Origin of the sequence: Pararhodobacter zhoushanensis (genome assembly GCF_025949695.1) — a bacterium.
In the GTDB taxonomy this organism is placed as follows: domain Bacteria; phylum Pseudomonadota; class Alphaproteobacteria; order Rhodobacterales; family Rhodobacteraceae; genus Pararhodobacter; species Pararhodobacter zhoushanensis_A.
This window is the reverse complement of sequence record NZ_JAPDFL010000001.1, coordinates 4,337,921-4,358,613: the sequence shown is the minus strand read 5'-3', so window position 1 is coordinate 4,358,613 and position 20,693 is coordinate 4,337,921. Positions and strand designations below refer to the sequence as shown.

Below are 20,693 nucleotides of genomic sequence, written 5' to 3'. Positions count from 1 at the left end.
CCGTAGGGTGGGGTTCAACCCCACCGTCGATACGCCTTCGATCCAATCCATTCCAAGGAATTGACGATGAACCAGGAACTGACCACGAACCCGTTCAACCCGATGACTCCGGCCAAGGCTTTCGACGAGATCAAGATCTCGCTGGCAAGCCCTGAGCGGATTCTCAGCTGGTCCTACGGCGAGATCAAGAAGCCGGAAACCATCAACTACCGCACGTTCAAGCCCGAGCGTGACGGTCTGTTCTGCGCGCGCATTTTCGGTCCGATCAAGGATTACGAATGCCTGTGCGGCAAATACAAACGCATGAAGTATCGCGGCGTTGTCTGCGAGAAATGTGGCGTTGAAGTCACCCTGCAGAAGGTCCGGCGCGAGCGCATGGGCCATATCGAGCTGGCGTCGCCGGTGGCGCATATCTGGTTCCTCAAGTCGCTGCCGTCGCGCATCGGCCTGATGCTGGACATGACCCTGCGGGATCTGGAACGCATCCTGTACTTTGAAAACTACGTCGTGATCGAGCCCGGTCTGACCGAGCTTTCCTACGGCCAGCTGATGACCGAGGAAGAGTTCCTCGACGCGCAGGATACCTTCGGTTCGGACAGCTTCACCGCTGGCATCGGTGCCGAGGCCATTCGCGAAATGCTGACGGCGATCGACCTGCAGGCCGAAGCCGACAAGCTGCGCGAAGAGCTGAAGGAAGCCACCGGCGAGCTGAAGCCCAAGAAGATCATCAAGCGCCTCAAAGTCGTGGAATCGTTCCTTGAGTCGGGCAACCGGCCTGAGTGGATGATCCTGACCGTGCTGCCGGTCATCCCGCCGGAACTGCGTCCGCTGGTTCCGCTGGATGGTGGCCGCTTCGCGACCTCGGATCTGAACGATCTGTACCGCCGGGTGATCAACCGTAACAACCGTCTGAAACGCCTGATCGAACTGCGCGCGCCCGATATCATCGTGCGCAACGAAAAGCGCATGTTGCAGGAATCGGTGGATGCGCTGTTCGACAACGGCCGTCGTGGCCGCGTCATCACGGGCAACAACAAGCGCCCACTGAAGTCGCTGTCGGACATGCTGAAAGGCAAGCAGGGCCGCTTCCGTCAGAACCTTCTGGGTAAGCGCGTCGACTTCTCGGGTCGTTCGGTCATCGTGACCGGCCCTGAGTTGAAACTGCACCAGTGCGGTCTGCCCAAGAAGATGGCGCTCGAGCTGTTCAAGCCGTTCATCTATTCGCGTCTGGAAGCCAAAGGCCTCTCCTCGACCGTGAAACAGGCGAAGAAGCTGGTCGAGAAAGAACGCCCCGAGGTCTGGGATATTCTGGACGAGGTCATCCGCGAGCACCCGGTTCTCTTGAACCGCGCGCCCACGCTGCACCGTCTGGGCATTCAGGCCTTTGAACCGATGCTGATCGAAGGCAAGGCGATCCAGCTGCATCCGCTCGTCTGCTCGGCCTTCAACGCCGACTTCGACGGTGACCAGATGGCCGTCCACGTCCCGCTCTCGCTGGAAGCCCAGCTGGAAGCGCGCGTGCTGATGATGTCGACGAACAACGTGCTGTCGCCCGCCAACGGCGCGCCGATCATCGTTCCGTCGCAGGACATGGTGCTGGGTCTCTACTACACCACCATGGAACGCAAAGGGATGAAGGGCGAAGGCATGGTCTTCGCTGATATCGACGAAGTCGAGCACGCGCTTGCCGCCGGCGAGGTGCATCTGCACGCCCGCGTGCAGGGCCGCATCCTGCAGATCGACGAGAACGGCAACGAGGTCTACAAGCGCTATGAGACCACGCCGGGCCGTCTGCGTCTGGGTGGCCTGCTGCCGCTCAATGCCAAAGCCCCGTTCGAGTTGGCCAACCGCCTGCTGCGGAAGAAAGACGTGCAAAACGTCATCGATACGGTCTACCGCTACTGCGGTCAGAAAGAATCGGTGATCTTCTGTGACCAGATCATGGGTCTGGGCTTCCGCGAGGCGTTCAAGGCTGGCATCTCGTTTGGCAAGGATGACATGCTCATCCCCGAAACCAAGTGGGATCTGGTCAACGAGACCCGCGATCAGGTGAAGGAATTCGAACAGCAGTATCTCGACGGTCTGATCACCCAGGGTGAGAAGTACAACAAGGTCGTTGATGCCTGGTCGAAAGCCTCGGACGCTGTTGCCGCCGCGATGATGGCCGAAATCTCGGCCGTTCGTCACGACGACGAGGGCCGCGAGCTTGAGCCGAACTCGGTCTACATGATGTCGCACTCCGGTGCCCGTGGTTCGCCTGCGCAGATGAAGCAGCTGGGCGGTATGCGCGGTCTGATGGCCAAGCCGTCGGGCGAGATCATCGAAACGCCGATCATCTCGAACTTCAAAGAAGGTCTGACCGTGCTCGAGTACTTCAACTCGACTCACGGTGCCCGTAAGGGTCTGGCCGATACCGCGCTGAAGACGGCGAACTCGGGTTACCTGACCCGCCGTCTGGTCGACGTGGCGCAGGACTGCATCGTTCGTTCGGACGATTGCGGCACCGATCGCTTCATCACCGCGAAAGCGGCGGTGAACGATGGGGAAGTCGTGGCCTCGCTGGCCGAGCGTGTTCTGGGCCGTGTCGCGGCCGAGGACATCGTGCACCCGGCAACCGGCGACGTTCTGGTCGAGATGAACTCGCTGATCGACGAACGCGACGCTGACCTGATCGACAAGGCCGATATCCCGTCGATCAAGATCCGCTCGCCGCTGACCTGTGAAGCGGAAGAGGGCGTCTGCGCCAAGTGCTACGGTCGTGACCTTGCCCGCGGTACGCTGGTCAACAAAGGCGAAGCGGTGGGGATCATCGCTGCGCAGTCGATCGGTGAACCCGGTACGCAGCTGACGATGCGGACGTTCCACATCGGCGGCATCGCGCAGGGTGGGTCGCAGTCGTTCCAGGAAGCCGGCTCGAACGGCAAGATCGAGCTGCGCAACCCGAACACGCTGGAGAACGCGGCGGGTGATCTGGTGGTCATGGGTCGTTCCATGACGCTGGCGATCATCGACGACAACGGGATCGAGCGGGCCTCGCACAAGCTGTCGTATGGTGCCAAGCTCTTCGTGCGCGAAGGTCAGGACATCAAGCGCGGTGACAAGCTCTATGAATGGGACCCCTATACGCTGCCCATCATCGCCGAAAAGGCCGGTGTGGCAAAGTTCGTGGACCTGATCAGCGGCTTCTCGGTGCGTGAGGACACGGATGATGCGACGGGTATGTCGCAGAAGATCGTGACCGACTGGCGTTCGGTGCCCAAGGGGAGTGATCTTAAGCCTGAGATCATCATCATGGACGCTGAAACCGGCGAGCCGATGCGCAACGACGCGGGCAACCCGATCACCTATCAGATGTCGGTCGACGCAATTCTGTCGATTGAAGACGGTCAGACGGTCAAGCAGGGCGACGTGGTTGCACGTATCCCGCGCGAGGGCGCCAAGACCAAGGACATCACCGGGGGTCTGCCGCGTGTGGCCGAACTGTTCGAGGCCCGTCGTCCGAAAGATCACGCGATCATCTGCGAGATCGACGGCTATGTGCGCTTTGCCAAGGACTACAAGAACAAGCGTCGGATCACGATCGAACCGGTCGACGAGAACGTCGATGCGGCCGAGTATCTGGTGCCCAAGGGCAAGCACATCCCCGTGCAAGAGGGCGATTTCGTCCAGCGCGGCGACTACATCATGGATGGCAACCCCGCGCCGCACGACATCCTGCGGATTCTGGGCATCGAGGCCTTGGCGAACTACCTGATCGACGAAGTGCAGGACGTCTACCGCCTGCAGGGCGTGAAGATCAACGACAAGCACATCGAGGTGATCGTTCGCCAGATGCTGCAGAAATGGGAGATCCTGGACAGCGGCGATACCACGCTGCTGAAGGGGGAAACCGTCGACAAGTTCGAGTTCGACGAGACCAACGAGAAGATCGAAGCAATGGGCCTGCGTCCTGCCAAGGGCGAGCCGATCCTGCTGGGTATTACCAAGGCGTCGCTGCAGACCCGCAGCTTCATCTCGGCGGCCTCGTTCCAGGAGACCACGCGCGTGCTGACCGAGGCTTCGGTCATCGGCAAGCGCGACAAGCTGGTCGGCCTGAAAGAGAACGTGATCGTCGGGCGTCTGATCCCGGCCGGCACCGGCGGTGTCGCGACGGCCACCAAGAAGATCGCAACCGATCGCGATCAGGTGGTCATCGACCAGCGCCGCGCCGAAGCGGAAGCGGTGCTTGTTGCCGCCCCGCTCGAGGTGGACTCGGTCTTCAAAGAGACCACGAGCGTCGAAGACGACGAGCGCTGAGATCTGAAGTTCTGAACATAAAGCCCCCCGCAGCTTGGCTGCGGGGGCTTTTCTGTGTCCTGTCGGCCTGAGGATGGCGCGCTCTATCGCTGCGACCACACGGCAGCGGCGGCTTGGACCAACGCCTCGGTTGGCTGCGTGCCGTCCAGCCGCAGCACAGGCGCGGTTTGCGCGGCAAGCCAACGCTCATGCTGGGCAAGGTTGCGGCCGGTGAATTGCGGATCGTCATAGCGCGCGGCCCAGTCCCGAAACGCCAGATGTGCCTTGTGCATGTCGCCCCCCGGCAGGATGCGCGTGCCGTGGCGCTGCGCCTCGCGCGTGTCAAGGCGTTGCAGCCGCAGCGGGGTGGGCGTGTGGACGAAGACGATCAGATCCAAGCTACGGATCAAGGCATCGCCCCAGCCGATAAACGAGCCGGTCAACACCCAACCCGCGCTCTCGCGCTGCCGGGCCTCGATCAGCCGCACGCGGTCCTCGGGGGGGCGCTTGGTGGTGAACGGGGGATCGGTCGGCATCCAGTAGACGTCATCCACGTCGAACTGTGGCACGGCAAACCGCGCCGCCAAAGCCGCCCCCAGTGTCGAGACGCCCGAGCAGGACGCCCCGGTCAGATACAGGCGTGGTGTCGGTGTCACGGCGTCCTCCTTCGCGCAAGATCGCGGGGTTTAGCGCAGCCGTGCAGGCAGTTCAACGCGGCGCACGGGATCAGGCCGGATCGGGTTGGAAGATCTCTTCAATCGCGGCGTCAAACAGCTGCGCGATCTTGAAGGCCAAGGGCAAGCTGGGGTCGTAGCGGCCTCGCTCCAGCGCGTTGACGGTCTGCCGCGACACACCCAGTGCAAGGGCCAGATCGGCTTGCGACCAGTGGCGGTGCTGGCGCAGCTCGAGGATCCGGTTCTTCATCCGTAGCGCACTTTTCCGATGGCCAGACCAACGACCCAGAGCGTCGCCATCATCGGCCAGACCACGAACATCGACAGGCGGGGCAGCCCGGTGCCTTCAAGAAAGCCATAGCCGAAGGTGATCAGCGCGGTTCCCGCAAAGGCGAAGACCAGCGCCTCGAACTGGAGCTTGCGCTGCCTCTCGTCCATGCGCCGGATCGTGCGGACGATCACGCCGCAGATGAACACCGCGGGCAGCATTGGCAACAGCGACAGGCAAAGGCGCAGAACGGGTGCCTCGATCCCGCGCACAAACAGGGCGTTGGACAGGAAAAGGGCGGCGACATAGGCGGCCAGTCCCGCCAGCAAGAAACTGAAATAGCGCATGGGTGCCTCCGGTTTGTAAAGCACCCTTTACATGGCCGAGCCCCCGTGCGTGTCAAGCACGCTTTACACGCCCGGCCTCGCGCCGCCATCGCCGCAACACGGGGCTTTTCTTTTCACCTGTTCAATGCCAAGCCGGTGGGACGGTTTCCGGGGGAGTGTATGCTGTCCGACAACGCGCGTGGCGCGCTTTTGATGATGGCCGGGATGGCCGCCTTCACGCTCTCTGATTCCTTCATGAAACTGCTCGGACAGGAACTGCCGATGTTCCAGACGCTCGTGTGGCGCGGGCTGGCGGTGTCGGCGGTGCTGGGCCTGTGGGCGTGGCGGGCAGGCGCATTTCGCGTGGTGCTGACCGGGCATGACCGGCGGCTGATCGTGCTGAGGGCGTTGTTCGATACGGCCTCGGTCTGGTTCTTCCTGCAGGCGCTGTATCACACCCCGATCGCCAACCTGACCGCGATCATGCAGGCCCTGCCGTTGACCGTGACGCTGGGGGCGGCGCTGTTTCTGGGGGAGGCGGTCGGATGGAAGCGGCTGGCGGCGATCGGCGTGGGCTTCCTTGGCGTGCTGCTGATCGTGCGGCCCGAGGCCGGTGGCTTTGACGTCTACGCCCTCTACGCGCTGATCTGCGTGGTCGTGGTGACCGCGCGCGACCTGCTGACGCGGCGGATGACCAAGGCCATCCCGTCGCTGCTGGTGGCGCTGGTGAACGCGGTGTTCGTGACGGTGTTCGGCGCGGTGGGGATGCTGAGCGAGACGGTGCAACTGCCTAGCCCGCAGGCGGCGCTGCTGCTGTGCGGCACCTCACTGGCCATCGTCGGCGGGTATCTGATGACAGTGATGGCGGTGCGGACCGGGGAACTGGCCGTGGTGACGCCGTTCCGTTACGTCGGGCTGATCTGGGCGCTGATCGTCGGGTTCTTCCTGTTCCGCGAATGGCCCGACATGCTGACCCAACTGGGGGCGGGGCTGATCGTGGCGACGGGTCTCTTCACCTTTTACCGCGAGCGCGTCACCGCCCGCAAAGCGCGCGCACGCGCTCTGCGCTGATACCGAAGGCGCGCTGGAAGCGGGTCTCTTGCTCGGCCGTCAGCAGGGTGACATCACGCCCGATCCGGTCGCCCGAATCGTTGTGATCATTGACCCCGCGCACCCACATGTCCGGGTCGGTGCGGGTGATGGTCGGCATATGCTGCCAGACCTCGTGATGGGTAAAGTTCATCACGCTGAGCGCGACGTCGGGCCGAAACACAATGGCGAAGGCGACGCCGAGGTAAAGCTGGTTGGCGGGCTCGGCCAGAATGCCCTGTGGCTCAGCCCGGGCGTTGTAGCCGCGGGTAAAGTCGATGGCGACATGGCGGCTGCCCTGAAACAGCGCAAAATACTGGTGCAGGGTCTTGCGGCACTTGGCGACAAAGCCGACGCCCATGGCGTCGTCATCGTCCAGCCGGAACTGGATGCAATAGCGACCCTCCTGACGGACCGAGGCGATGGCCTCGGCCATGACCGTGCGGTGACGGCCGGGGGGATGGGCCTGAATGACCACTTGCGGCAGGTCGGCGGTCAGGGCGCGCAGTTGTGCCAGCCGTTCGGGCGGAAAGTCCTCACCGATGATGATGAGGAAGGTGAAGTCGGGGTCGGTCTGGGCGCGCAGGCAGGGCAGGGTGAAAGCCTCGAACAGCCGGAATCGCTGATCCAGCCGCGCGGGTGCATAGAGGAAACGCGCGCGGTCCTGTGGCGTTTCATGCTCGGTCTTGAAGCCGCCAAGCGCGGGATAGGAAAACCGGCAGATGCCGATCACCTGCGCCTTGCGCGCGGCGCGGCGACGGTCGAGATAGCGTGAAAACAGCATTCTGCCTGCCCCCGGATTGCCGGCCAAGCCTAGCAAGCCAGCGCCGGTGCGGCAACGCAGTGCAGGGCGCTTGGCGTGTGTTGACAAGGCTCGCGACTCCCCCTATACGCCGCTCACCCGGGGTCGGTATGTGCAGACTCAGGGGCTTTAGAAACACCACGTGGTCATGATCCAGGTTGCAAAACCTCGATCCTCTGGAATTCCACCGCGGCGCTTCCGTTATCGGACGCGCATGCGGTTTTGTGTTTTGCGGACGCGCAATTCACGACATGACGAACTGCCCCCGGATACCCCGCTGACGAGCGCAGGTTGAACGGGCCGCAAGACAAGGCGAAACGTATGCCGACGATTCAACAGCTGATCCGCAAGCCGCGGCAGCCGAAAGTCAAACGCTCCAAGTCGCAGCACTTGGAGAACTGCCCGCAGAAGCGTGGCGTCTGCACCCGCGTCTACACCACGACGCCGAAGAAGCCGAACTCGGCTATGCGTAAGGTTGCCAAAGTGCGCCTGACGAATGGCTTTGAGGTCATCAGCTATATTCCTGGCGAAAAGCACAACCTGCAAGAGCACTCGGTCGTGCTGATCCGCGGCGGTCGCGTAAAAGACCTTCCCGGTGTGCGTTACCACATCCTGCGCGGCGTTCTCGATACGCAGGGCGTCAAAGATCGTCGTCAGCGTCGTTCGAAATACGGCGCGAAGCGTCCGAAGTAAGGAGAGACCCCCATGTCGCGTCGTCACGCCGCTGAAAAGCGCGAAGTCCTGCCGGACGCCAAATTTGGTGATACGGTTCTGACGAAGTTCATGAACAACCTGATGGTTGATGGCAAGAAGTCGGTCGCTGAGACGATCGTCTACAATGCTCTTGACCGCGTCGAGCAGCGCCTGAAGCGCGCGCCGATCGAGGTGTTCCATGAAGCTTTGGACAACATCAAACCCACGGTCGAGGTTCGCAGCCGTCGCGTCGGTGGTGCCACCTATCAGGTGCCCGTCGAAGTGCGCGTCGAGCGCCGCGAAGCCCTGGCAATCCGCTGGCTGATCATCGCTGCGCGCAAGCGCAACGAGAACACCATGGAAGAGCGCCTTGCAGGCGAGCTGGCCGATGCGGTGAACAACCGTGGCACCGCGGTTAAAAAGCGCGAAGACACCCACAAGATGGCCGACGCGAACAAAGCGTTCAGCCATTATCGCTGGTAAGGAGCCTCACAATGGCACGCGACTATCAGCTGACGCGCTATCGGAACTTTGGTATTATTGCCCACATTGATGCGGGCAAGACGACCACGACCGAACGCATTCTGTTCTATACCGGCAAGTCCCATAAAATCGGCGAAGTCCATGACGGCGCCGCGACGATGGACTGGATGGAGCAAGAGCAAGAGCGCGGGATCACGATCACCTCGGCCGCGACGACCACTTTCTGGCAGCGTCAGGAAGATCCGACCGCCGAAGGTACGTCGGACACCAAATACCGCTTCAACATCATCGACACCCCCGGCCACGTTGACTTCACCATTGAAGTCGAACGTTCGCTGGCCGTGCTCGACGGTGCTGTCGTGCTGCTGGACGGTAACGCCGGTGTTGAGCCGCAGACCGAAACCGTCTGGCGTCAGGCTGACCGCTACAAGGTTCCGCGGATCGTGTTCGTCAACAAGATGGACAAGATCGGCGCGGACTTCTTCAAGTGCGTCGCGATGATCAAGGACCGCACCGGCGGCACCCCGTGCCCGATCGCTCTGCCGATCGGCGCCGAGGACCAGCTGGAAGGCATCATCGACCTGATCAAGATGGAAGAGTGGGTCTGGCTTGGTGAAGATCTCGGCGCAAGCTGGGTTCGCCGTCCGATCCGCGCCGAGCTTCAGGATGTGGCCGACGAGTGGCGCGCCAACATGATCGAACTCGCCGTCGACATGGACGACGATGCGATGGAGCAGTACCTCGAAGGCAACGAGCCTGACGAGAAGACTCTGCGTTCGCTGATCCGCAAGGGTACGCTGGCGCTGAAATTCTTCCCGGTAGCTGCGGGTTCGGCGTTCAAGAACAAGGGCGTTCAGCCTTTGCTCAACTCGGTCATCGACTTCCTGCCGTCGCCGCTGGACGTTCCTGCGTACATGGGCTTCTCGCCGGACGATGAAAGCGAAACCCGCAACATCGCGCGTCATGCTGATGACTCCGAGCCCTTCTCGGCTCTGGCGTTCAAGATCATGAACGACCCCTTCGTCGGCTCGCTGACCTTCACGCGGATCTATTCCGGCACCGTGAAAAAGGGCGATCAGATGCTGAACTCGACGAAAGGCAAGCGCGAGCGTGTCGGTCGTATGATGATGATGCACGCGATCAACCGCGAAGAGATCGAAGAAGCCTTTGCGGGCGACATCATCGCGCTGGCCGGTCTGAAAGAAACCACCACGGGCGACACGCTGTGCGATCCGTCCAAGGCGGTGGTTCTGGAAACGATGACCTTCCCTGAGCCGGTTATCGAGATCGCTGTCGAGCCGAAGACCAAAGCGGACCAAGAGAAGATGGGCCTGGCCCTGGCGCGCCTGGCTGCCGAGGATCCGTCGTTCCGCGTTGAAACCGACTTCGAATCGGGCCAGACGATCATGAAGGGGATGGGCGAACTCCACCTCGACATCCTCGTTGACCGCATGAAGCGCGAGTTCAAGGTCGAGGCGAACATCGGTGCCCCTCAGGTGGCGTATCGTGAGACCATCAGCCACAAGGCTGACGTCGACTATACCCACAAGAAGCAAACCGGTGGTACGGGCCAGTTCGCGCGCATCAAGCTCATCATCGAGCCGACTGTGCCGGGCGAAGGCTATTCGTTCGAGAACAAGATCGTTGGCGGTGTGGTTCCCAAGGAATACATCCCGGGTGTCGAAAAAGGCATCAAATCGGTGATGGATTCGGGCCCGCTCGCAGGCTTCCCGGTTATCGACTTCAAGGTCTCGCTGATCGACGGCGCTTACCATGACGTCGACTCGTCGGTTCTCGCCTTCGAGATCGCGGCACGGGCCGGCATGCGTGAAGGCCTCAAGAAGGCCGGTGCGAAGCTGCTCGAGCCGATCATGAAAGTCGAAGTGGTCACGCCGGAAGAATACACCGGTTCGATCATCGGGGATCTCACCAGCCGTCGTGGCATGGTGCAGGGGCAGGACAGCCGCGGCAACGCGAATGTCATCAACTGCATGGTCCCGCTGGCCAACATGTTCGGCTACATCAACACGCTGCGCTCGATGTCCTCGGGCCGTGCCGTGTTCTCGATGAGCTTCGACCATTACGACGCCGTTCCGCAAAACATCTCGGACGAGATCCAGAAAAAATACGCTTGATTGGTGTGGCGGGGTGAACCCCGCCCTACCGCCCGTAGGGTGGGATTTCATCCCACCGCCACCGATACCGAATTAGGAGAAGCCATCATGGCGAAGGCAAAGTTTGAACGTAACAAGCCGCACGTGAACATCGGGACGATCGGTCACGTTGACCACGGCAAGACGACGCTGACCGCAGCGATCACCAAATACTTTGGTGACTTCCGGGCCTATGACCAGATCGACGGCGCGCCGGAAGAGAAAGCCCGCGGGATCACGATCTCGACGGCGCACGTGGAATACGAGACCGCTGCGCGCCACTATGCGCACGTCGACTGCCCCGGCCACGCCGACTACGTGAAGAACATGATCACCGGTGCTGCCCAGATGGACGGCGCGATCCTGGTCTGCGCAGCCTCGGACGGCCCGATGCCCCAGACGCGCGAGCACATCCTGCTCGGCCGTCAGGTCGGCATTCCGTACATGGTCTGCTACATGAACAAGGTCGACCTGGTCGACGACGAAGAGCTGATCGAGCTGGTCGAAATGGAACTGCGCGAGCTGTTCTCGTCGTACGAATACCCCGGCGACGACATTCCGATCGTCAAAGGCTCGGCCTATCAGGCGATGATCGGTGAGATGAAGGAAATCGGCGAGGATCTCGATCCGCGCGCTGATGGAAGCCGTCGACACCTACATCCCGACCCCGGCCCGCGCCATCGACCAGCCGTTCCTGATGCCGATCGAAGACGTGTTCTCGATCTCGGGTCGTGGTACGGTTGTGACCGGTCGTGTCGAGCGTGGCGTGATCAACGTTGGCGACGAAGTCGAAATCGTCGGCATCCGCGACACCAAGAAGTCGATCTGCACGGGCGTGGAAATGTTCCGCAAACTGCTGGATCGTGGGGAAGCTGGCGACAACGTCGGTATCCTGCTGCGCGGCATCGAGCGTGACGGCGTTGAGCGCGGCCAGGTGCTGTGCAAGCCGAAATCGGTCAACCCGCACACCGACTTCGAAGCCGAGGCGTATATCCTGACCAAGGAAGAGGGTGGCCGTCACACGCCGTTCTTCGCCAACTACCGCCCGCAGTTCTACTTCCGCACCACGGACGTGACCGGCACCGTCAAGCTGCCCGAGGGCACCGAGATGGTCATGCCCGGTGACAACCTGAAGTTCGAAGTCTCGCTCATCGCCCCGATCGCGATGGAAGAGAAACTGCGCTTCGCCATCCGCGAAGGCGGCCGCACCGTCGGTGCAGGCGTCGTCTCGAAGATTCTGAAGTAACGCGGTTGGGTGAGGCGCAAGCCTCACCCGCAACCCGAGGGAAAAAACGATGGCAGGTCAAACCATTCGCATCCGGCTCAAGGCCTTCGATTACCGCGTTCTGGATGCGTCCACCGCGGAGATCGTGAACACGGCCAAGCGCACGGGCGCTCAAGTTCGCGGGCCGATCCCGCTGCCGAACAAGATCGAAAAATTCACCGTCCTGCGTGGTCCGCACATCGACAAGAAGTCGCGCGACCAGTGGGAAATCCGGACGCACAAGCGTCTGCTCGACATCGTCGATCCGACCCCGCAGACCGTGGACGCGCTCATGAAGCTCGACCTCGCTGCTGGTGTCGACGTCGAAATCAAAGTTTAAGGAGCCTGTCGCATGCGCTCTGGAGTCATCGCTAAAAAGCTGGGTATGACCCGGCTGTTCATGGAGGACGGTCGCCAGATCCCGGTAACCGTTCTTCAGCTCGATGCCCTGCAAGTTGTCGCTCAGCGGACCGCTGACAATGACGGCTACACGGCAGTTCAACTCGGTGCCGGCACCGCCAAAGCAAAGCGCGTCACCGCGCCGATGCGGGGCCACTACGCGAAAGCCAATGTTGCGCCCAAGCGCAAACTGGCCGAATTCCGCGTGAGCCCCGACAACCTGATCGAAGTGGGTGCCGAGATTTCGGCTGACCACTACCTGGCCGGTCAATACGTTGACATCGCCGGGACCTCGATCGGTAAAGGCTTTGCGGGCGTTATGAAGCGCCACAACTTCGGTGGTCTGCGCGCCTCGCACGGCGTGTCGATCAGCCACCGTTCGCATGGTTCGACCGGCCAGTGCCAGGACCCCGGCAAGGTGTTCAAAGGCAAGAAGATGGCTGGTCACATGGGTGCCGCGCGCGTCACCACGCAGAACCTGGAAATCGTTCGGACCGACGCCGACCGTGGCCTGATCATGGTCAAGGGCGCTGTTCCGGGGTCGAAAGGCGGCTGGGTCACCATCAAGGACGCGGTCAAGAAGCCCGCGCATGCCGACGCTCCGCGTCCTGCTGGCCTGAAGGCCTCGGGTTCCGCCGTTGCCGAAGCAGCGCCTGCCGCTGAAGGAGCCGATGAATGAAACTCGACGTGATCAAACTCGACGCCGCCAACGCAGGTGAGCTCGAGCTGAACGACGCGATCTTCGGGCTCGAGGTTCGTGTTGACCTGCTGCACCGTGTGGTGCGCTGGCAGCGTGCTCGCGCACAGGCCGGCACCCACTCGACGCTGGGTCGTTCGGACGTGTCCTACTCGACCAAGAAGATCTATCGCCAAAAAGGCACCGGCGGCGCTCGCCACGGGTCCAAGAAGGCACCGATCTTCCGTAAGGGCGGCGTCTACAAAGGCCCGACCCCGCGGTCGCACGCCTTCGATCTGCCCAAGAAGGTCCGCGCTCTGGGTCTCAAGCATGCGCTCTCGGCCAAGGCCGCAGCGGGCAAGCTGGTGATCCTGGACGTGGCCGACATGGCCGAAGCCAAGACCGCGCTGCTGGCAAAAGCAGTGACGGATCTGGGCTGGAAAAAGGTCCTGATCATCGACGGCGCCTCGGTCAACGAGAACTTCGCCGCCGCCGCCCGCAACCTCGAAGGCGTGGATATCCTGCCGTCGATGGGCGCGAACGTCTACGACATCCTCAAGCGTGAGACCCTGGTCATCACGCGGGCGGGCGTCGAAGCTCTGGAGGCTCGACTGGCATGAGCGCGAAACCCGAACACTACGACGTGATCCGCAAGCCGATCATCACCGAGAAAGCAACGATGGCTTCTGAAGCCAACGCCGTTGTTTTCGAAGTGGCGATCGACTCGACCAAGCCGCAGATCAAAGAGGCTGTCGAAGCTCTCTTCGGCGTCAAGGTCAAAGCGATCAACACCTTGATCACCAAAGGCAAAGTCAAGCGCTTCCGGGGCATCCTGGGCACGCGCAAAGACGTCAAGAAAGCCTATGTCTCGCTCGAAGACGGCAACGCCATCGACGTGACGACCGGTCTGTAATCAGAGTTGACGATCTTTTCGGAAGGGCCCGGGCTGGCAAGCCTGGGCCCCTTTGCGTTTTGCGTCGGGGAGGGGAGGGAATGGCAAAGCATCGCGTCTACACGATGAGTTTTGGCAGCGTGTATCCACTCTATGTGGCCAAGGCCGAAAAGAAGGGCCGCGCCAAGGCCGAGGTCGATCAGGTGATCCACTGGCTCACCGGCTACGATCAGGCCACGCTGGACGCCCGAATCAGTGACAAGACGGATTTCGAGACCTTCTTTGCCGACGCCCCGGCGATGAATCCGGAGCGGGTGAAGATCACCGGCAAGATTTGCGGCGTGCAGATCGAGGAAATCGAAGAAGAAACGATGCGCGAGATCCGTTATCTGGACAAACTGGTCGACGAGTTGGCCCGGGGACGGCCGATGTCGAAGATCCTGCGCAGCTGAGACTGGCCGGTCTGTGCGATTCCTTGAAGGAATCAAAAAAATGACAGTCATGGCTATGGACGCGCGGGTGGAATTCACGTAATCCCCGCCCAGTCACGCGCCCCGGATTCGTCCGGGGCTCGTGTCTTATGGAACCAGGGTCTCGCGGGCATGCCCAAGCGACCCCTTCTATGGCCACCTTCGGGGGGCTTCAACAGACAGGCGGGGCAACCTGCCACAAAGCAACGGAAGACAGAAAGCATGGCACTTAAGTCGTACAAACCGACGACGCCTGGCCAGCGAGGGCTGGTTCTGATCGACCGTTCGGAGCTTTGGAAAGGGCGTCCGGTCAAGCACCTCACTCAGGGTTTGACCAAAACGGGCGGTCGGAACAACACCGGACGGATCACGGCATTCCACAAGGGCGGCGGCGCAAAGCGTCTGTACCGTATTGTGGACTTCAAGCGTCGCAAATTCGACATCCCCGCCACGGTGGAGCGGATCGAATATGACCCCAACCGCACCGCGTTCATCGCGCTGATCCGCTACGCGGACGGCGAGGTCAATTACATCCTCGCGCCGCAGCGCCTGGCCGTTGGCGACCAGGTGATCTCGAGCGCGAAAACCGACGTCAAACCGGGGAACGCGATGCCGTTCTCGGGCATGCCGCTGGGTACCATCGTTCACAACGTCGAACTGAAACCGGGCAAGGGCGGCCAGATCGCTCGCGCGGCAGGCACCTATGCCCAGTTCGTTGGTCGTGATGGTGGCTACGCACAGCTGCGTTTGTCGTCGGGCGAACTGCGCATGGTGCGCCAGGAATGCATGGCAACCCTGGGCGCTGTGTCGAACTCCGATCACTCGAACCAGAACCTCGGCAAAGCCGGCCGTCGCCGTCACATGGGCATCAAGCCGACCGTTCGCGGTGTTGCGATGAACCCGATCGACCACCCGCATGGTGGTGGTGAAGGCCGGACCTCGGGCGGCCGTACGCCTGTTTCGCCGTGGGGTAAGGATACCAAGGGTACCCGCACCCGTTCGAACAAGGCGACGGATAAGTACATCATCCGCTCGCGTCACGCCAAGAAGAAGGGCCGCTAATCCATGGCACGTTCTATTTGGAAGGGCCCCTTCGTCGACGCCTATCTGCTGAAAAAAGCCGAGAAAGCGCGCGATTCCGGGCGTAACGAAGTCATCAAGATCTGGTCGCGTCGCTCGACGATCCTGCCGCAGTTTGTCGGCCTGACCTTCGGCGTCTACAACGGCAAGAAACATATTCCTGTCAACGTGACCGAAGAAATGATCGGGCAGAAGTTCGGTGAGTATTCGCCGACCCGGACCTATTATGGTCACGCTGCCGACAAGAAAGCGAAACGGAAATAAGCCATGGGTAAAGAGCAAAATCCGCGCCGCGTGGCTGACAACGAGGCTATGGCCAAGCTCCGCATGCTGCGCACCTCGCCGCAGAAGCTGAACCTGGTCGCTGGTCTCATCCGCGGCAAGAAGGTTGAGAAGGCGCTCGCCGACCTGACCTTTTCGAAAAAGCGTATCGCCATCGACGTGAAGAAATGCCTTCAGTCGGCGATTGCTAACGCCGAAAACAATCACGGCCTGGACGTCGACAATCTGATCGTCGCTGAAGCCTGGGTCGGCAAGAATCTGGTCATGAAACGCGGTCGTCCGCGGGCTCGCGGCCGTTTCGGCAAGATCATGAAGCCGTTTTCGGAGCTCACCATCACGGTGCGCGAGCGCGAGGAGCAAGCGTAATGGGACAGAAGGTAAACCCCATCGGGATGCGCCTGCAGGTCAACCGCACCTGGGACAGCCGCTGGTACGCCGACGGCAAGAACTATGGCGAGTTGCTGCTTGAAGACCTGCGCATGCGCGACTTCATCCATGAAGAGTGCAAGGCTGCCGGTATCAGCCGCGTCATCATCGAGCGTCCGCACAAGAAGTGCCGTGTGACCATTCACACCGCGCGTCCGGGCGTGATCATCGGCAAGAAAGGCGCGGACATCGAAGGTCTGCGCAAGAAGCTGGCGAACTTCACCGACTCGGAACTGCACCTCAACATCGTTGAAGTCCGCAAGCCCGAGCTGGACGCCCAGCTGGTTGCCGAGTCGATCGCTCAGCAGCTCGAGCGTCGTGTTTCGTTCCGTCGCGCGATGAAGCGCTCGGTGCAGAACGCGATGCGCATCGGTGCCCTGGGTATCCGCGTGAACATCGCGGGCCGTCTGGGTGGTGCCGAGATCGCGCGTACCGAATGGTACCGCGAGGGTCGCGTTCCGCTGCACACGCTGCGCGCCGACATCGACTATGCGCTGGCCGAGGCCTCGACCCCTTACGGGATCATCGGGATCAAAGTCTGGATCTACAAGGGCGACATCATGGAGCACGACCCGCAGGCGCGCGATCGCCGGCATGCCGAGCTTCAGGAAGGCCCCAGCAGCGCCCCCGCGGCCGCCGCTGATCGCCGCACAGGAGAAGACCAATGCTGCAACCAAAACGGACTAAGTTCCGCAAACAGCACAAGGGCCGTATCCACGGTCTGGCAAAGGGCGGTTCGGATCTGAACTTTGGCTCGTTCGGCCTGAAGGCTGTTGAGCCCGAGCGCGTCACCGCGCGTCAGATCGAAGCTGCTCGTCGTGCGATGACGCGTCACATGAAACGTCAAGGCCGTGTCTGGATCCGGATTTTCCCGGATGTCCCGGTGACCTCGAAGCCTACCGAAGTCCGCATGGGTAAAGGTAAGGGTTCGGTGGATTTCTGGGCCTGCAAAGTGAAGCCGGGCCGGATCATGTTCGAGCTGGACGGCGTGAGCGAAGAGATCGCTCGCGAAGCGCTGCGCCTTGCTGCCATGAAGCTGCCGATCAAGACCCGCGTCGTTCTGCGCGAAGACTGGTAAGCGTGGTGGGGTGAAACCTCACCCTACCGAAAATCGAACCCCCGCCGGGCGACCGGCGGGGGTTTTTCGTTGCGCGGGGAGGCGGCACCGCACCGCAACGGCGCAGCAAGAGGGCCTGCTCTTGTAACAGCCACCCTTTAAGGGAGGCTGTTACAGGCGCGAAGCGGGTGGGCAGGGGGTTAATAAACCCTGCCGCCGGACCGTCAGTCTTCAATCCGCGACAACAGGGCCGGGTTGATGACCAGATTGCGCACGCCATGGGCATGGTCTTCGTCGAAAGCGTTGTCCGCCAGCCATGCGTCCACCGAGCTGATGCTCACGCGCATGACCTGCGGGCGCACGCTCCACGTGACCTGAAAGGGTGAGCCGGCTTCATTATAGCTGGGGCCGGTGGTCGAGCCGGTATAGACAACCGGCGTGCCGGTATCGGTCGGCAGGTTGGGCACCTGCGCATAGCCGTACATGATCTGGACCTGCGCCAGCCGACCGAAGTTCGCGGCATTGTCGTCATTGACCAGCACCATGACCTGCGTTTCCACGCGCAGCTGCGGATTGCCGGTTTCATCGTCCAGACACGAGCCGAGTGTCGCGCCGGGGGCTACCTGCGCCGTGCTGAAGACAAAATGCACTTCGATCGTATCGCCGGGTTCCAGCGCGCCGTGGCCGGTGTTGCCGACCGGATGGTCATAAGGGGTGAGTTCTGCCAGCGAGAGGGTGCCGTTATAGAGATAGCCGGTTCCATAGCCACTGCCGTCGCCATTGCCGGCGTAGGTTGTGAAGTCACCCCCGCGATGCTCAGCCCCTTCGTGGAAATGGATGTTGCACAGATTCATGCGCGTTGGGTCGGGGGCAAAGCCGAAGACGCGCAGATTGCTGCCGTCGTGCCGGTCAATGTCACGCGGTGACTGCGGACCGAATCCGGCGCCATCGGTGGCGGTCTGCAAAGCGGCGCGCTGTGCAGCGATCACCGCATCGACCACGGCTTCATGCCCCGTGTGCGCAGACGCGCTCGCCTGAGGACCAGAGTCATGCGCGCCGGCGTCCGGCGTGACTTCAGCCCCGGCGGCAATCGGCGTGAGTGCCAGGGACGCGACGAGGGCGACAAGTATTGGCTGTGACATCTGTGAATCCCAAATAAGAGAATGCGCCAAAGACGCTGAAACCCGTTGGCCAATTGGCCGCCGCGGTATCGTGATCTTTGATTCCAAATCGGGCAACCCCAAGGCGCAGACTAAAAACAGCGACATTTCTTAAAATGCGGGGGGACTCACTTCTATTAATTGGTGGAGTCTTCACCCATAATACCATGGGCGGCTAAATCCTTCCGTGGCGCTGGTGCACGACGAAGAATCGCCAGAGTCGGCATCTTCCGGCCAATGGTCCGACGAAACGCGGTCCGCTGACGCAAGCACGCTGGTCAGGCGGGCGGGCAGGGCGCGGGCAAACTTCTTCCTTGCCCTTGGGGGGCAACACCCGTATAGAGCCCCATCTCGCGGATTCCGTCGTCGGAATCAGCGGGCTTGTCATTGATCCACCAGATCACAGGTGACCCTGAGCAGACTGCAGGGGCCCTCTGGTGTTGTGAGAGAAGGAAAAGGCGCATGAACGCCGCTGAACTGACCAACAAGACCCCGGACCAGCTGCGCGCTGATCTGGTGGCGCTGAAGAAGGAGGCCTTCAACCTCCGCTTCCAGAAAGCCACCAGCCAGCTCGAGAACACCGCGCGCATCCGTCAGGTGCGCCGCGATGTCGCGCGCGTCCAGACTGTCCTGAACCAAAAAGCCGCTGCTGCGGCGGCGAACTGAGGATAACGACAATGCCCAAACGCATCCTGCAAGGCACCGTGACCTCGGATCAGAACGAGCAGACGGTTACCGTTCTGGTCGAGCGCCGCTTCACGCACCCCGTCATGAAGAAAACGGTTCGTAGCTCGAAGAAATATCGCGCGCACGATCCGCTCAACACGTTCAAGGTCGGTGACTCTGTTCGCATTGAAGAATGCGCACCGATTTCGAAGACGAAACGCTGGCAGGTCGTGGTCGACGCCACCGCGTAAACCATTGATCGATCAGTTTGATCGAAACCCTGGGCACAATGCCCAAAGGTCGGGAGTAACCCTATGATCCAGATGCAGACCAATCTGGATGTTGCTGACAACTCCGGCGCTCGCCGGGTTCAGTGCATCAAGGTTCTGGGCGGTTCGCATCGCCGCTACGCTTCCGTAGGCGACATCATCGTCGTCTCGGTAAAGGAAGCGATTCCGAAAGGCCGTGTGAAAAAGGGCGACGTGCGTAAAGCCGTTGTCGTGCGCACCGCCAAAGAAGTTCGTCGTGCCGATGGCACCGCGATTCGTTTCGACCGCAACGCCGCCGTCATCCTGAACAACCAGGGTGAGCCGGTCGGTACCCGTATCTTCGGGCCGGTCGTGCGCGAACTGCGTTCGAAGAACTTCATGAAGATCATCTCGCTGGCTCCGGAGGTGCTCTGATGGCTGCGAAACTCAAGAAGGGTGACAAGGTTGTCGTCCTTGCTGGCAAAGACAAAGGCAAACAGGGCGAAATCTCGCTCGTGATGCCGACTGCCGGCAAAGCCATCGTCGACGGTATCAACATCTCGATCCGTCACACCAAGCCCAGCCAGACCGCTCAGGGCGGCCGCCTTCCCAAGGCGATGCCGATCCAGCTGTCGAACCTGGCGCTGATGGACTCGAACGGGAAAGCAACCCGCGTCGGCTTCCGCTTTGAAGACGGTGCGAAAGTTCGCTTCGCCAAGTCGACCGGAGAGGTGATCTGATGTTGGACGCTGCCACCTACACCCCGCGCTTCAAGGCCGACTACAAAGACCGCATCCGTGCGGCTCTGCGTGAAGAGTTCGCCTACAAGAACGACATGATGATCCCGCGGCTCGACAAGATCGTGCTGAACATGGGCGTCGGCGAAGCGGTCAAGGACACCAAGAAGGTGAAGTCGGCGCAAGCTGATCTGACCCTGATCGCCGGCCAGAACGCCGTGGTGACCAAGGCCAAAACCTCGATCGCTGGTTTCCGCGTTCGTGAAGACATGCCGCTCGGCTGCAAGGTGACCCTGCGCGGTGACCGGATGTACGAATTCCTCGAGCGTCTGATCACCGTTGCACTGCCCCGCGTCCGCGACTTCCGCGGCGTCAAAGGCACGTCGTTCGATGGCCGTGGCAACTATGCCATGGGCATGAAGGAACACATCGTGTTCCCCGAAATCGACTTTGATAAAGTCGGCGACGTCCTGGGCATGGACATCATCATCTGCACCACCGCGAAGACCGACGCGGAAGCCAAGGCCCTGTTGAAGCAATTCAACATGCCCTTCACCAGCTGACGCGGAAGGA

At 61.5% G+C, this 20,693-nt stretch carries 24 protein-coding genes and 2 pseudogenes; 21 read left to right on the top strand and 5 right to left on the bottom strand.

What is annotated here, in order from left to right; all coding sequences use genetic code 11:
• Positions 1-66 precede the first annotated feature (66 nt).
• The gene (gene rpoC, locus OKW52_RS21805) at positions 67-4,296 is read left to right on the top strand and encodes a DNA-directed RNA polymerase subunit beta' (RefSeq protein WP_264507560.1); all 4,230 of its coding nucleotides are present in this window, start codon (positions 67-69) and stop codon (positions 4,294-4,296) included.
• 83 nt (positions 4,297-4,379) lie between these two features.
• Here rpoC and OKW52_RS21800 read toward each other — a convergent pair whose 3' ends face one another.
• From OKW52_RS21800 to OKW52_RS21790, 3 genes are all read right to left on the bottom strand, one after another.
• Entirely contained in the window at positions 4,380-4,931 is a 552-nt protein-coding gene (locus OKW52_RS21800; RefSeq protein WP_264507559.1) for an ATP-binding protein, read from the bottom strand.
• Positions 4,932-5,001: 70 nt separating this feature from the next.
• A complete protein-coding gene (locus tag OKW52_RS21795; RefSeq protein ID WP_264507558.1) occupies positions 5,002-5,199 on the bottom strand; it encodes a helix-turn-helix transcriptional regulator in 198 nt (65 codons plus the stop codon).
• Positions 5,196-5,564 (bottom strand): hypothetical protein, encoded by a 369-nt coding sequence (locus OKW52_RS21790; RefSeq protein WP_264507557.1) that lies wholly within the window; start codon positions 5,562-5,564, stop codon positions 5,196-5,198. Before OKW52_RS21790 ends, OKW52_RS21795 begins: the two co-directional genes overlap by 4 nt.
• Before the next feature lie 159 nt (positions 5,565-5,723).
• Between OKW52_RS21790 and OKW52_RS21785 the strand changes: the two genes are divergently transcribed.
• On the top strand, positions 5,724-6,614 hold the full coding sequence (locus tag OKW52_RS21785) for a DMT family transporter (protein ID WP_264507556.1): 891 nt from the start codon (positions 5,724-5,726) through the stop codon (positions 6,612-6,614).
• Here OKW52_RS21785 and OKW52_RS21780 read toward each other — a convergent pair.
• The gene (locus tag OKW52_RS21780; RefSeq protein WP_264507555.1) at positions 6,577-7,416 is read right to left on the bottom strand and encodes a putative rhamnosyl transferase; all 840 of its coding nucleotides are present in this window, start codon (positions 7,414-7,416) and stop codon (positions 6,577-6,579) included. The genes OKW52_RS21785 and OKW52_RS21780 overlap by 38 nt on opposite strands.
• 339 nt (positions 7,417-7,755) lie before the next feature.
• Between OKW52_RS21780 and rpsL the strand changes: the two genes are divergently transcribed.
• The 14 genes and pseudogenes from rpsL to rplP all read left to right on the top strand — a co-directional run bounded on the left by rpsL (position 7,756) and on the right by rplP (position 17,330).
• The gene (rpsL, locus tag OKW52_RS21775) at positions 7,756-8,127 is read left to right on the top strand and encodes a 30S ribosomal protein S12 (RefSeq protein ID WP_068306680.1); all 372 of its coding nucleotides are present in this window, start codon (positions 7,756-7,758) and stop codon (positions 8,125-8,127) included.
• A 12-nt stretch (positions 8,128-8,139) separates the two neighbouring features.
• Positions 8,140-8,610, top strand: a complete 471-nt coding sequence (rpsG, locus tag OKW52_RS21770; protein ID WP_127107314.1) for a 30S ribosomal protein S7 — start codon at positions 8,140-8,142, stop codon at positions 8,608-8,610.
• A gap of 11 nt (positions 8,611-8,621) precedes the next feature.
• Positions 8,622-10,745, top strand: coding sequence for an elongation factor G (gene fusA, locus OKW52_RS21765; RefSeq protein WP_264507554.1), 2,124 nt, complete (start codon positions 8,622-8,624; stop codon positions 10,743-10,745).
• A gap of 87 nt (positions 10,746-10,832) precedes the next feature.
• Positions 10,833-12,009 (top strand): annotated as a pseudogene (gene tuf, locus OKW52_RS21760) (elongation factor Tu).
• A gap of 49 nt (positions 12,010-12,058) precedes the next feature.
• Complete coding sequence (gene rpsJ / locus OKW52_RS21755) at positions 12,059-12,367, top strand: 30S ribosomal protein S10 (RefSeq protein ID WP_127109129.1); 309 nt, start codon at positions 12,059-12,061, stop codon at positions 12,365-12,367.
• A 12-nt stretch (positions 12,368-12,379) separates the two neighbouring features.
• Positions 12,380-13,105: a 50S ribosomal protein L3 gene (gene rplC, locus OKW52_RS21750; RefSeq protein ID WP_264507553.1), complete on the top strand. Its 726-nt coding sequence runs from the start codon at positions 12,380-12,382 to the stop codon at positions 13,103-13,105.
• On the top strand, positions 13,102-13,722 hold the full coding sequence (gene rplD, locus OKW52_RS21745) for a 50S ribosomal protein L4 (RefSeq protein ID WP_127109133.1): 621 nt from the start codon (positions 13,102-13,104) through the stop codon (positions 13,720-13,722). The genes rplC and rplD overlap by 4 nt, the downstream gene beginning before the upstream one ends.
• Positions 13,719-14,015 (top strand): 50S ribosomal protein L23, encoded by a 297-nt coding sequence (locus tag OKW52_RS21740; RefSeq protein WP_127109135.1) that lies wholly within the window; start codon positions 13,719-13,721, stop codon positions 14,013-14,015. Before rplD ends, OKW52_RS21740 begins: the two co-directional genes overlap by 4 nt.
• A gap of 80 nt (positions 14,016-14,095) precedes the next feature.
• Positions 14,096-14,446, top strand: coding sequence for a DUF2200 domain-containing protein (locus OKW52_RS21735; RefSeq protein WP_264507552.1), 351 nt, complete (start codon positions 14,096-14,098; stop codon positions 14,444-14,446).
• Positions 14,447-14,686: 240 nt separating this feature from the next.
• Positions 14,687-15,526, top strand: coding sequence for a 50S ribosomal protein L2 (rplB, locus tag OKW52_RS21730; RefSeq protein ID WP_127109139.1), 840 nt, complete (start codon positions 14,687-14,689; stop codon positions 15,524-15,526).
• Positions 15,527-15,529: 3 nt separating this feature from the next.
• On the top strand, positions 15,530-15,808 hold the full coding sequence (gene rpsS, locus OKW52_RS21725) for a 30S ribosomal protein S19 (RefSeq protein ID WP_127109141.1): 279 nt from the start codon (positions 15,530-15,532) through the stop codon (positions 15,806-15,808).
• Positions 15,809-15,811: 3 nt separating this feature from the next.
• Positions 15,812-16,192: a 50S ribosomal protein L22 gene (gene rplV / locus OKW52_RS21720; protein ID WP_127109143.1), complete on the top strand. Its 381-nt coding sequence runs from the start codon at positions 15,812-15,814 to the stop codon at positions 16,190-16,192.
• Positions 16,192-16,902, top strand: a pseudogene (gene rpsC / locus OKW52_RS21715) (30S ribosomal protein S3); the annotation flags it as partial. The gene rplV and the pseudogene rpsC, both read left to right, overlap by 1 nt.
• 14 nt (positions 16,903-16,916) lie before the next feature.
• Positions 16,917-17,330: a 50S ribosomal protein L16 gene (gene rplP, locus OKW52_RS21710; RefSeq protein WP_127109147.1), complete on the top strand. Its 414-nt coding sequence runs from the start codon at positions 16,917-16,919 to the stop codon at positions 17,328-17,330.
• A 203-nt stretch (positions 17,331-17,533) separates the two neighbouring features.
• Here the strand turns inward: rplP and OKW52_RS21705 are convergent, their stop codons facing one another.
• On the bottom strand, positions 17,534-18,451 hold the full coding sequence (locus OKW52_RS21705) for a delta-class carbonic anhydrase (RefSeq protein ID WP_264507551.1): 918 nt from the start codon (positions 18,449-18,451) through the stop codon (positions 17,534-17,536).
• 480 nt (positions 18,452-18,931) lie between these two features.
• Between OKW52_RS21705 and rpmC the strand changes: the two genes are divergently transcribed.
• From rpmC to rplE, 5 genes are all read left to right on the top strand, one after another.
• Positions 18,932-19,135, top strand: coding sequence for a 50S ribosomal protein L29 (gene rpmC / locus OKW52_RS21700; RefSeq protein ID WP_127109151.1), 204 nt, complete (start codon positions 18,932-18,934; stop codon positions 19,133-19,135).
• Positions 19,136-19,146: 11 nt separating this feature from the next.
• On the top strand, positions 19,147-19,386 hold the full coding sequence (gene rpsQ / locus OKW52_RS21695) for a 30S ribosomal protein S17 (protein WP_127109153.1): 240 nt from the start codon (positions 19,147-19,149) through the stop codon (positions 19,384-19,386).
• 63 nt (positions 19,387-19,449) lie between these two features.
• Positions 19,450-19,818, top strand: coding sequence for a 50S ribosomal protein L14 (gene rplN / locus OKW52_RS21690; protein WP_127109155.1), 369 nt, complete (start codon positions 19,450-19,452; stop codon positions 19,816-19,818).
• Positions 19,818-20,123, top strand: coding sequence for a 50S ribosomal protein L24 (gene rplX, locus OKW52_RS21685; RefSeq protein ID WP_127109157.1), 306 nt, complete (start codon positions 19,818-19,820; stop codon positions 20,121-20,123). The genes rplN and rplX overlap by 1 nt, the downstream gene beginning before the upstream one ends.
• The gene (gene rplE / locus OKW52_RS21680) at positions 20,123-20,683 is read left to right on the top strand and encodes a 50S ribosomal protein L5 (RefSeq protein WP_264507550.1); all 561 of its coding nucleotides are present in this window, start codon (positions 20,123-20,125) and stop codon (positions 20,681-20,683) included. Before rplX ends, rplE begins: the two co-directional genes overlap by 1 nt.
• Positions 20,684-20,693 lie beyond the last annotated feature (10 nt).

What these genes read in the sequence shown, in the direction of transcription:
- rpoC (WP_264507560.1), top strand. Translation starts at nt 67, where the DNA reads ATGAACCAGGAACTGACCACGAACCCGTTCAACCCGATGACTCCGGCC.
- rplN (WP_127109155.1), top strand. Translation starts at nt 19,450, where the DNA reads ATGATCCAGATGCAGACCAATCTGGATGTTGCTGACAACTCCGGCGCT.
- rpsL (WP_068306680.1), top strand. Translation starts at nt 7,756, where the DNA reads ATGCCGACGATTCAACAGCTGATCCGCAAGCCGCGGCAGCCGAAAGTC.
- OKW52_RS21790 (WP_264507557.1), bottom strand. Translation starts at nt 5,564, where the DNA reads ATGCGCTATTTCAGTTTCTTGCTGGCGGGACTGGCCGCCTATGTCGCC.
- rplD (WP_127109133.1), top strand. Translation starts at nt 13,102, where the DNA reads ATGAAACTCGACGTGATCAAACTCGACGCCGCCAACGCAGGTGAGCTC.
- rplC (WP_264507553.1), top strand. Translation starts at nt 12,380, where the DNA reads ATGCGCTCTGGAGTCATCGCTAAAAAGCTGGGTATGACCCGGCTGTTC.
- rpsQ (WP_127109153.1), top strand. Translation starts at nt 19,147, where the DNA reads ATGCCCAAACGCATCCTGCAAGGCACCGTGACCTCGGATCAGAACGAG.
- rplB (WP_127109139.1), top strand. Translation starts at nt 14,687, where the DNA reads ATGGCACTTAAGTCGTACAAACCGACGACGCCTGGCCAGCGAGGGCTG.
- rplX (WP_127109157.1), top strand. Translation starts at nt 19,818, where the DNA reads ATGGCTGCGAAACTCAAGAAGGGTGACAAGGTTGTCGTCCTTGCTGGC.
- rpsJ (WP_127109129.1), top strand. Translation starts at nt 12,059, where the DNA reads ATGGCAGGTCAAACCATTCGCATCCGGCTCAAGGCCTTCGATTACCGC.
- OKW52_RS21705 (WP_264507551.1), bottom strand. Translation starts at nt 18,451, where the DNA reads ATGTCACAGCCAATACTTGTCGCCCTCGTCGCGTCCCTGGCACTCACG.
- rpsG (WP_127107314.1), top strand. Translation starts at nt 8,140, where the DNA reads ATGTCGCGTCGTCACGCCGCTGAAAAGCGCGAAGTCCTGCCGGACGCC.
- OKW52_RS21785 (WP_264507556.1), top strand. Translation starts at nt 5,724, where the DNA reads ATGCTGTCCGACAACGCGCGTGGCGCGCTTTTGATGATGGCCGGGATG.
- OKW52_RS21780 (WP_264507555.1), bottom strand. Translation starts at nt 7,416, where the DNA reads ATGCTGTTTTCACGCTATCTCGACCGTCGCCGCGCCGCGCGCAAGGCG.
- rpsS (WP_127109141.1), top strand. Translation starts at nt 15,530, where the DNA reads ATGGCACGTTCTATTTGGAAGGGCCCCTTCGTCGACGCCTATCTGCTG.
- OKW52_RS21740 (WP_127109135.1), top strand. Translation starts at nt 13,719, where the DNA reads ATGAGCGCGAAACCCGAACACTACGACGTGATCCGCAAGCCGATCATC.
- OKW52_RS21795 (WP_264507558.1), bottom strand. Translation starts at nt 5,199, where the DNA reads ATGAAGAACCGGATCCTCGAGCTGCGCCAGCACCGCCACTGGTCGCAA.
- rplV (WP_127109143.1), top strand. Translation starts at nt 15,812, where the DNA reads ATGGGTAAAGAGCAAAATCCGCGCCGCGTGGCTGACAACGAGGCTATG.
- rpmC (WP_127109151.1), top strand. Translation starts at nt 18,932, where the DNA reads ATGAACGCCGCTGAACTGACCAACAAGACCCCGGACCAGCTGCGCGCT.
- OKW52_RS21735 (WP_264507552.1), top strand. Translation starts at nt 14,096, where the DNA reads ATGGCAAAGCATCGCGTCTACACGATGAGTTTTGGCAGCGTGTATCCA.
- rplE (WP_264507550.1), top strand. Translation starts at nt 20,123, where the DNA reads ATGTTGGACGCTGCCACCTACACCCCGCGCTTCAAGGCCGACTACAAA.
- rplP (WP_127109147.1), top strand. Translation starts at nt 16,917, where the DNA reads ATGCTGCAACCAAAACGGACTAAGTTCCGCAAACAGCACAAGGGCCGT.
- fusA (WP_264507554.1), top strand. Translation starts at nt 8,622, where the DNA reads ATGGCACGCGACTATCAGCTGACGCGCTATCGGAACTTTGGTATTATT.